Raw genomic sequence first — 9,870 nt, 5'->3', positions numbered from 1 at the left:
TTGACTTATCGTAGGGCGGAGAGCGAAGGACACTAGCCGCTAGGGCGCTGGAGCTAGACAGTAAACTAAGTTTAAAAACTTATTCCTTCTTATCTAACAAGAAAAAAGTTAACCTTCCTAATTCTCTGGAAGATTAACCTTTTGTACTATAATTCAAGTTCTTCTTTCGGTTTGTGCTCGTTCTTAGATTCTTGTGCTCCAGTTTGCTGTTTGCCTTCATCCTTTTTAGAAAACATATGCTGAATTTTATCAATTGCCTGCGGAGCAAGTTCTAGTATTTTTTCATACAAATGAGTACTTTCATCTAAATGCAACATTTTCACACCATGAGAATTGACAATTAAAAAAGCAATTGGGGTAATTGAAACACCGCCGCCGCTTCCGCCGCCAAATGGATGTGATGAACCTTGGTTTTGACCTTGACCTTGCCCTTGGGACCCGTCTATCTTAAATTCACTACCGCCTGCGGCAAATCCAAAGCCTACTTTTGAGACTGTTAGAATTACACTGCCATCTGGGGTTTCAACTGGGTCCCCAATAATTGTATTTACATCAATCATTTCTTTAAGACTTTCCATTGCAGTTGTCATCAAACCTTGAATTGGATGGTCCGACATGGTTGTTTCCTCCTTTTTCAAACTGATTTTGTCTTATCATTTCCAAAATTTGTTTTCTTCTTAAAGTGCGGAAGTCCGCCCCTCCAGTGTTTCAACAGTATTAATCCTGCTAAAATAGCATGCCCTATACGAAACTGAATAATACATGTAATTCTCGTTTGAATAACGGCTGCTTGGAAATGTGGTGTAACTGTGATTTTCGGCATTACCCTAAGTTTTAAATAATGGCTGAGAAGACCAATTAAACTCCCCTTCAATGCCCAGATTGCCCCTGTAATCGTGCCTGTTTGCGCAGCATCTCCTACCCCTATTAGGGTGTCCCATTCAAAACTTTTAATCGTAACCTTTCGAAGAAATCTTTTTACAATCTTATGCAATCCAAACACATGCTTCAAGATTTTTTTGCCATTCGTTGCATTTTTCTCTACTTCTTCTGTGGTAATTTGATTGACATCATTCTGTTCAGATTGATGAGTAGATTCACCTAAATTTTTATTACTCTTAATAATTAAGCTCGGTGAATTATCATCCACCTTAATTAACGGGACGTTTATTTTGTACCTTATTAATCCAAACCAAATCTTAAAGACAATCTTTAAGTCATCGTTGTCATTATGATGATAGTAATTAACGAGAATGGTTAGTTTAGTAACTAGAATGAGAATAAATAAGAGCAATAGAAGCGACAAAATCAAGAGTACCCAAAACAAATCAATCACAACCCCTCAGCGGGTAGTATTTGCTTTTAGAAAAAAAAATAAACCTACCAGTAAATGTTGATTGGTTTATCTTCACCGCTCTGCATGAATGACGGTTGATACTCGTTCGTCTCCATCCTGAGTCCAAAGTCCCCCCAAACAAAAATTAAGTCCTGCTTTCATATTGTTTCAATAAAATGCTAAACTAATTTCAGACAAGCATGAATTTACCAAAATTATTTTCACGGTTAACTATATTACAATTATCTTACAGGGGGTATAAAAGGTGGAAATTAGACGCAATATTTACTTCTATCATAAACGGGATTCGGACATGTTATCAAAAGTTGCTCCACTTGTAGATTTAGCAAAACGTTATGGATTTACGATTGTCAATGACTATCGTAACGCTAATATAATTGCCAGCGTTGGCGATGACGGAACATTCTTGCAAGCAGTCAGGAAAACAGGCTTCCGCGATGATTGCCTTTACACGGGCATTTCAACTCACAATAACCTGAGTATGTATTGTGATTTTCAAATAAATGATACTTCAAAAATGATTAACGCGATTGTAACTAATGAAAATTTAAAAGTCCGCCGTTATCCGTTAATTGAAGTAGAAGTGGATGGTCAAGGTACATTTCCTTGCTTAAACGAATTTAGTATTCGCTCAGCCATCATAAAGACGCTCGTGGTAGATGTCTTCATTGACCAACTGCACTTAGAAACCTTCCGTGGTGATGGACTAATTGTAGCTACTCCGACAGGGAGTACCGCTTATAATAAATCGGTTAGTGGTTCAATCGTTGATCCTCTTCTTCCTTGCATGCAAGTGAGTGAAGTAGCCTCTGTCAATACTAACAATTACCGAACACTAGGTTCCTCCTTCATTGTCGGCAGCGAACGTACATTAACGCTTCAAGTCATCTCTGAAGGGAATGACCATCCTACAATGGGCATGGACAATGAAGCATTAAGCATCCGTCACGTGGAGAAAATCAGAATAAAAATTAGTGATAAAAAATTAAAGACACTTAAACTAAAAGACAACTCCTTCTGGGAAAAAGTAAAACGTAATTTCCTATAAAAGCAGGATATACAACTTTTTTATACATAGAAAAACCTTATCCAAAAGCCGGATAAGGTTTTTTCTCTTTAGATACTCGTACTCTTTTCTTTGCGCGGATGCATCCATTGCAGTGATAATAGCTTGGTTTTTGAAAGTGAATAAATGGTTAAAGCTAACCAAATGAACATGAAGGACAGAAGCTGTATTTTGGAAAAATGTTCATGGTAAACAAATACTCCTAGAATCAAAGTTAATGTAGGTGAAATATATTGCAAAAATCCTAATAATGACAAAGGAATTCTTTGTACCCCCATTGCAAAATAAAGGAGTGGAATTGCAGTAGCAACCCCTGCACCCATTAAAAGAAGATCAGTTTGTATACCTGCACTTAAAAACGAATTGGTTCCGTTTAAAAAAAGAACCACCATATAAATCACAGCAATGGGTGAGATAACTAGAGTTTCTAAGGTTAGCCCCACTGACGAATCTACATTTATCATTTTTTTCGCTAAACCATATAAACCAAACGATACGGCTAAGGCAATTGCAATCCACGGAAATTGCCCGTGTGTAATGGAAATAATTAATACCCCGATTGCAGCCAAGATAAAAGAAGCGTATTGGTAACCATTTAACTTTTCCTTAAGAACTATCATTCCTAATAATATACTTACAAGTGGATTGATATAATAGCCTAGGCTTGCTTCAATCATATGGCCGCTATTCACCGCCCAAATATAAATGAACCAATTCACACTTACTAGGATGGAGGCAATTATTAGTGAGTACATTTGTTTTTTATTTTTGGTAAACCCTTTAATCGTATGGAGAAATAATCGCCACTTTTTTGTTAAAAGGAGAATAATGACCATAAAGATGAACGACCAGATAATACGGCTTGCTAAAATTTCCTTTGCACTAACATCGTTTAAAAGCTTCCAATAAATTGGCAGTAATCCCCATAACAAATATGAAAAGCCGGCATACATGGCTCCTTTTTGTGTGTTTGTTTTTTTCATATGTATTCTGTTCCTCTATTCTTTCTAGTTTCGAAATAATTTCTATTATACAGCGAAATCTTCAAAAATAGGGGGTTTTTCTCAAAAAAACAAGCAGACGATTGATCGCCTGCTTACTTCCCAACTTTCATTATAATTGCTTTGCGGCCTCAAGTTCTTTTTTACGGAGTTCAATTCTCCGAATTTTTCCAGAGGTTGTTTTAGGTAGTTCTGCTAAATACTCTATTTTTCTTGGGTATTTATAAGGTGCCGTAAGGGTTTTAACATGGTCCTGCAATTTTTTGGTTAGTTCAGGTTCTGTTGGATCAACATCCTCTTTTAAGACAACAAAAGCTTTGACAATAAAGCCGCGAATCTCATCTGGACTTGCCACGACTGCACATTCCTTTACAAATGGGTGTTTAACAAGGGCGTCCTCTACTTCAAATGGTCCAATTGTATAGCCCGAGCTAATGATAATATCATCTCCGCGGCCTTCAAACCAAAAGTAGCCTTCTTCGTCCATCTTTGCCTTATCACCAGTTACATAATAATCTCCACGGAACTGCATTGCCGTTCTTTCTGGATCTTTATAATAGTTTTTAAATAGAGCAGGGGTTTCGACGTGAACAGCAATATCGCCGACCTCACCGACTGCACAAACCTGGCCTTCTTCGTTAATGATTTCAACCCTGTTCCCTGGTGTCGGCTTGCCCATCGATCCAGATTTTAATTCCATCCCTTTAGTAACACCCACAAGCAAGGTATTTTCCGTTTGGCCATAACCATCTCGAACATCAATATTAAAATACTTTCTAAATGTATCAATGACTTCTCGATTTAAAGGTTCACCTGCGGAGACTGCACTATGAAGATTTGGTAATTGATACTCATCTAGATTATCTACCTTTGCCATTAGTCGATATTCAGTTGGAGTGCAGCAAAGGACATTCACGTCATATTTTTGAAGGAGGCTTAAATATTTTTTGGGTTCAAATTTTCCATTGTAAACTATGCCTGTTCCACCTGAACCTAAAACGGATAGGAAGGGACTCCAAATCCATTTTTGCCAGCCTGGACCCGCCGTTGCCCATACTGTATCACCGTCTTCAATACAAAGCCACTTTGGTGCAGCAGTTTTTAAATGCGCATATGCCCAGCCATGGGTATGGACAACCCCTTTAGGATTTCCTGTTGTACCGGACGTATAAGATAAAAAGGCCATATCTTCTCTCAGAGTATCTGCTTGGCTGAAGGTTTCTGGGGCATATTCCATCTCTTTGTCCAAATGAATCCAGCCTTGTTCAGCACCACCGATTGTAAATTTCACTAACGGCTGGGATTTGCTGATCGTTTCAAATTGGTCGACGTATGGAAAATAACTAATAACTGCTTTTACATCACCATGGGTAATTCGATATTGTAAATCCTTTTCCTTTAACATTTCAGAACTAGGAATGACGACCATACCAGCTTTTAATGCAGCTAAATAAACGACATAGGCTTCAATGAGACGAGGAACGATTATCAGGACTACATCGCCTTTGTTTAATCCATTTTGAATAAATACATTCCCCGCTTGGTTTACCCGTTTCATTAACTGCTCATATGTAACTTGCTGGGTTTCTCCTACCTCATTCTCCCACTTCAGTGCTATCCTGCTCGGGTCTTTTGCAAATTGCTCTACTTCAGAAACAAGATTATACCTTTCTGGTGCAATCAAATTTTCGCGCTTCATCCTTCTCCCCCTTAAAATATTATTTGGTATCCCACGGAATTAATTATACAAAATTATTCAAAAATTTTAAATTATTATTCAAATAAAAATATTTTTCACTATTTAGAGCATAAAAAAGAGAGCGTGGGGAAGCCCCAACGCTCTCTGTAGCCATCATATTTACTTTTTATTAACGAGAGAATCCGCCGCCTAATTGTTGTTCAGCCATTGCTACTAGACGTTTTGTGATTTCACCACCAACAGAACCGTTAGCGCGTGAAGTAGTGTCTGCTCCAAGATTTACACCAAATTCATTAGCAATTTCATATTTCATTTGGTCAAGAGCTTGTTCAACACCAGGAACTAATAACTGATTTGAGTTGTTGCTTGCCATGTGATATCACCTCCTTGTGAGTATAGAATGTGTAAAACATAAAATCTTCATTCTATATTACAATTGGTAATTGTTCACAAAAAGTTCGAAATTTACCTTTTTAAAATAATTCGCTAAATTCGGTGCGAACATTATTTTCCGAGTTAAGAACGATTGTTTCTGTTTCCTTTACTGCTTCATGGATCAATGGATCAAAATCGAAGAAGCTCTCATAATACTGAACCTTTTCCCTTTTTGGCTTCGTTTTTGGAGAAGCAGGAACAAAGATGGTACAGCAATCCTCAAAAGGTCTGTTTGAAATTTCTAAGGTATCAATTTCCTGCGCGATTTTTATAATATCGGATTTGTCCATTGTAATCAATGGACGCAATATCGGTGTATTTGTTACATCATTAATAGCAAACATACTTTCTAAAGTTTGACTAGCCACTTGTCCAAGGTTTTCGCCGGTTATAATCGCAAGAGCATCATGTTTTTTCCGGATTTCATCTGTGATTCGGAGCATCAATCTTCTTGTCGATGTCATCGAATAGTTTTCGGGTATTTGTTCGCGGATCGTTTGTTGGATTTCCGTAAAAGGAACAATATGCAAAGTCATTGAGCCATAGATGTCAGCTAATTTCTTTGAAAGATCGATTACCTTTTCCTTTGATCTTTCACTGGTAAATGGTGGACTAAAGAAATGGACAGCCTCGACTTCTACTCCACGTTTCATCGCCATATAGCCTGCTACAGGGCTGTCAATGCCGCCTGAAAGCATAAGCATCGCTTTTCCGCTTGATCCAATTGGAAGTCCGCCAGCACCTTGTATGGTTTCACATGAAAGATAAATGGCTTCTTTTCTTACTTCAATCCGTAAATTAATATCCGGGTTTTTCATATCCACTTTCAATTTAGGGATATTCTGCAGTAAATGGCCGCCAATCGCGCGATTGATTCCATCCGTGTCTAATTCAAATGATTTATCCGACCTTTTCGGAGTAACTTTAAAGGTTTTTCCTTCCTCATAAAAGGATCGAACTACATCTAGAGAGGTCTGTTTTAATACCTCTATACTTCTTTTCACTTTTATCGCAGGGCTAAAAGACTGGATTCCAAAAATATTCTTTAACTTTTCAATAACTGCTGTCCCGCTCTCGCCATTTAATATGACAAACATCCGGTCACGGCCAGCTTCTACCCTTACGTTAGGAAAAGGGGCCAGTGCAATTTTTACACTCTTCTTCAATTTATCAACAAATCTATTGCGATTTCTGCCTTTGGTCGATATTTCGCCATAACGTATCAATATTCGTTCATATTCCATTCTATTTCATTACCTTCCTTAGTTGGTTTGCAGATTCCTTCAATGCAGCTAACGCCGTCAATGCCTCTTCCTCACTATTTTGAAAGGAAAGGCTGATTCTGATTGCACTTTCAGCTAATGTTTCTGGAACTCCCATTTCAATAAGCGTCTTACTTGGTGATTTCTTCTTTGAGGAACAAGCACTTGTCGTTGAAACAAAGACGCCTTTCCGCTCAAGTGCATGGATGAACACTTCAGATTTAATTCCTTTTAGTGAAAAATTTATAATATGTGGTGCCATATATTCGTGCGGTGTATGAATTTGAGTACCTTCTATTTCTGTTAATCCATTCCAAAGCAGGGTTTGGATTTTTTTCATTGTCTCTGTTCCTGTTTCAGCTTTTGTTAGGGTCATCCTCAGAGCCTTTGCCATTGCCACAGCACCTGCTACATTTTCAGTACCACTTCGAATTTTTCTCTCCTGGTCTCCACCAGAAAACAATGGAGAAATTCTTGCTCCCTCACGGATAAAAAGGGCACCAGTACCTTTTAACCCATGAAATTTATGGGCGGATATAGAGCAGAAATCTACTCGATTATCAATAAGAGATATGGGAATTTTACCAACACTCTGAACAGCGTCGACATGAAAGAGAATACCTGGATACCTTTTTAACAGCTGACCAATTTCTTCTATCGGCTGAATAGTTCCCACTTCATTATTCACATGCATAATCGAAATTAATATGGTATCTTTTCTAATTGCTTTTTCAAGGTCTTCTACTCGAATTCTTCCAAGCCTGTCTACAGGCAGGTATGTTATATCAAAGTCCTCTCGCTCAAGCTGCTCCATCGCCAATCGAACAGATGGATGTTCAACACTTGAGGTAATCAGGTGGCGTCCTCTATGTTTATGCATTAAAGCAGAACCTTTTATTGCTAAATTATTACCTTCCGTTCCTCCAGAAGTAAAATAAATTTCGGAGGATTTAACTTTTAGAAATTTGCTAACTTGCTCCCGTGCCTGTGATAGCAGTTTTTCTGCCTGCCCCCCCATACTGTGAAGGGAAGACGGGTTTCCAAAATATTCACTGGAGACCGTAACGAAAGAATCCAAAACCTCTTTATATGGTTTTGTTGTTGCACTATTATCGAAATATATCATTTTTCTCCTCCGAACTACCGAGCCATGTCGCTTACAAAAATAAATCTTAACATAAAGATCATAAAACGAAAAACAAAAAACCGATTCAGCCAAAAAGAGCACTGATCGGTTTTAAATACAGCAATATAATTTTTAATTTATTCTGTTACAAATGTGGCTTTTATTTTTTTCAATGCATCAGGATCTATTACGTCTAGTGTCGCAGCCGCTTGTTCTAAAGCCTCTTGATACTCATAGTGTCTAAACGCATTTTCTGCTTCTGTTAAGCCTTTTGCCACAGAAGGATATTGACTTTTATAACGATTCCCATATTGAATCGCCTTTTCCGCGAGCATAACATTTTCTAAGAGTTCAATGGTTGAATTAGTAAGTTTTTCCACTGTTAATACAGCAATTTCTAAATACTGATTTAAAGCAGAAATGTTAAGCGGCTTTTCTTCCAGTTGGAATTTCACATTTTGGATACTCTCGTTGGTATCCTCAAACAAATACTTATAATCTTCAGGCAAACCTGGTACGTTGCTCTTTGTGACGAGTCGAACAGTTTCGCCAACCTTTTTTGTTAGTTCTTTAACTTTTTCTCTTGCCTCAAACTCGTCTTTTCTTAGTGCCTGGAGTTTTAACGAAAAATCCTGCTGGCCTTCATAGATGATATCCAGCTGTTCCTTAATTTGAGCCAGCTCTTCACTAATTACGCTTTGAGCTGTTTCGTTCAGCTTTACTTTTTCCATTAGAATTTCAAAATGTTTATATACAGTGGAAAGTTCCTTTTCAAGATGTCGTTGCGTTTCGAAATCGTTTTCTGACAATTGATAGCTTTCCTGAACATGAATGACTTCACTTGAAAGTTGACTATTCTCCTCTTGAGCCGTTGCGAGAAGGTCACTGGCTATTTTTTCATTTTTTAAGACAAAATGCTTGGCGTGAACTTCTTTTTCCAATAAATCAAAAAGGATATCAATTCTTTCCTTAACTTCTTTCATTCCTTCGACGGCCTCGTCAATCTTCGTTGCCTCGATTAACAGTAAATTCTCAGATAGTTTTTCTTCTAAACGCTTTATTTCCGCTTCCACATTAATATGTTCTAGGTAATATTCTTGCTCGGACATTTCACGGTACCCATCAAGGATATCAGCTAATTGATTAGGAAGCAGTGATTGACATTCGATTAATAGCTGTGGAATCAAGTCCATATAATTCTTGATTGTTCCCAGTTGACTGTGTATCAACAAAACAACTTCACGGGCTTCAAGATAATTACCATGTTCCGTTTTATCATCAAATTCCTGAAATTTTTGCGATACACCGTTAAGTTTTTCCTCTAGGGACTTTTCTGAACTGCCAAAACTGTGGCGGTGGGCAAGCAGCAGCTTTTTTGATTCCCGGTACTGCTCTTTTAATTCCTCAATCTCGATTCGGTTCTTTTCCTCGCTGCCAACCAATTCATGCAACTCTTCTAATATACTTTTTATTTGATCCTCTGTTTCTTGCAGCTTCGCAGCAATTGCTTGCTGGACTTCTTTAGCTTTATTAAATCGGTACCGATCTATGTACTCTTCTGCATCAAAAAGCAGTTCTTCTAAATTCGGAAGTTGTACTGTAACTACATCGTCCCACTGATTTCTCCATCTTTCGAAAAGCTCTTCTGTTTGTCCTGTCATATTAAGCAGCTTAACCTTAGACATTTCATCCAGTACTGGACGATTCATAATATCGATTTTCCAAGCTTCTAATCGATCCATTTCTTTAAAGTACTTTTTCTTTATTAAATACCCTACTACAAATAAGGCTAGTATTAGGATAAATAATCCAATGAAATATTTCACAAGTAAGCCCCCTATTTCCAAAAACATTGTTTCAAAATGCCGTTCTCATTCATCTATTTATATTAAATCTCTTAAAGTTCAGTTCAATGCTATTATGA

Annotated in this window: 9 protein-coding genes; 1 reads left to right on the top strand and 8 read right to left on the bottom strand. The window is 37.6% G+C overall.

Annotation, left to right across the window (positions count from 1 at the left end; all coding sequences use genetic code 11):
* Positions 1-146: 146 nt before the first annotated feature.
* Positions 147-617, bottom strand: a complete 471-nt coding sequence (gene ytfJ, locus V7121_RS15180) for a GerW family sporulation protein (protein WP_335498876.1) — start codon at positions 615-617, stop codon at positions 147-149.
* Positions 618-634: 17 nt separating this feature from the next.
* A complete protein-coding gene (locus V7121_RS15175) occupies positions 635-1,336 on the bottom strand; it encodes a DUF2953 domain-containing protein (protein ID WP_335498873.1) in 702 nt (233 codons plus the stop codon).
* 265 nt (positions 1,337-1,601) lie between these two features.
* Between V7121_RS15175 and V7121_RS15170 the strand changes: the two genes are divergently transcribed.
* Positions 1,602-2,405 carry an NAD kinase gene (locus tag V7121_RS15170; protein ID WP_335498870.1) on the top strand — a complete coding sequence of 268 codons (804 nt, stop codon included), beginning with the start codon at positions 1,602-1,604 and terminating at the stop codon, positions 2,403-2,405.
* 68 nt (positions 2,406-2,473) lie between these two features.
* Here V7121_RS15170 and rarD read toward each other — a convergent pair whose 3' ends face one another.
* The 6 genes from rarD to ezrA form a co-directional block, all read right to left on the bottom strand.
* Positions 2,474-3,406: an EamA family transporter RarD gene (gene rarD, locus V7121_RS15165; protein ID WP_335498868.1), complete on the bottom strand. Its 933-nt coding sequence runs from the start codon at positions 3,404-3,406 to the stop codon at positions 2,474-2,476.
* A 130-nt stretch (positions 3,407-3,536) separates the two neighbouring features.
* Entirely contained in the window at positions 3,537-5,123 is a 1,587-nt protein-coding gene (gene mbcS / locus V7121_RS15160; protein WP_335498865.1) for an acyl-CoA synthetase MbcS, read from the bottom strand.
* 169 nt (positions 5,124-5,292) lie between these two features.
* Positions 5,293-5,496 (bottom strand): alpha/beta-type small acid-soluble spore protein, encoded by a 204-nt coding sequence (locus V7121_RS15155; protein ID WP_149871253.1) that lies wholly within the window; start codon positions 5,494-5,496, stop codon positions 5,293-5,295.
* Positions 5,497-5,596: 100 nt separating this feature from the next.
* Positions 5,597-6,802 carry a tRNA uracil 4-sulfurtransferase ThiI gene (thiI, locus tag V7121_RS15150; protein ID WP_335498862.1) on the bottom strand — a complete coding sequence of 402 codons (1,206 nt, stop codon included), beginning with the start codon at positions 6,800-6,802 and terminating at the stop codon, positions 5,597-5,599.
* 1 nt (position 6,803) lies between these two features.
* The gene (locus V7121_RS15145; protein ID WP_335498860.1) at positions 6,804-7,946 is read right to left on the bottom strand and encodes a cysteine desulfurase family protein; all 1,143 of its coding nucleotides are present in this window, start codon (positions 7,944-7,946) and stop codon (positions 6,804-6,806) included.
* Positions 7,947-8,083: 137 nt separating this feature from the next.
* Positions 8,084-9,772 (bottom strand): septation ring formation regulator EzrA, encoded by a 1,689-nt coding sequence (gene ezrA, locus V7121_RS15140; protein WP_335547092.1) that lies wholly within the window; start codon positions 9,770-9,772, stop codon positions 8,084-8,086.
* Positions 9,773-9,870 lie beyond the last annotated feature (98 nt).

The organism is Neobacillus drentensis, assembly GCF_036962125.1.
Lineage (GTDB): Bacteria > Bacillota > Bacilli > Bacillales > Cytobacillaceae > Neobacillus > Neobacillus drentensis_B.
This window is presented reverse-complemented; position numbering and strand designations above follow the sequence as displayed.

What these genes read in the sequence shown, in the direction of transcription:
- ytfJ (WP_335498876.1), bottom strand. Translation starts at nt 617, where the DNA reads ATGTCGGACCATCCAATTCAAGGTTTGATGACAACTGCAATGGAAAGT.
- rarD (WP_335498868.1), bottom strand. Translation starts at nt 3,406, where the DNA reads ATGAAAAAAACAAACACACAAAAAGGAGCCATGTATGCCGGCTTTTCA.
- mbcS (WP_335498865.1), bottom strand. Translation starts at nt 5,123, where the DNA reads ATGAAGCGCGAAAATTTGATTGCACCAGAAAGGTATAATCTTGTTTCT.
- V7121_RS15155 (WP_149871253.1), bottom strand. Translation starts at nt 5,496, where the DNA reads ATGGCAAGCAACAACTCAAATCAGTTATTAGTTCCTGGTGTTGAACAA.
- thiI (WP_335498862.1), bottom strand. Translation starts at nt 6,802, where the DNA reads ATGGAATATGAACGAATATTGATACGTTATGGCGAAATATCGACCAAA.
- V7121_RS15145 (WP_335498860.1), bottom strand. Translation starts at nt 7,946, where the DNA reads ATGATATATTTCGATAATAGTGCAACAACAAAACCATATAAAGAGGTT.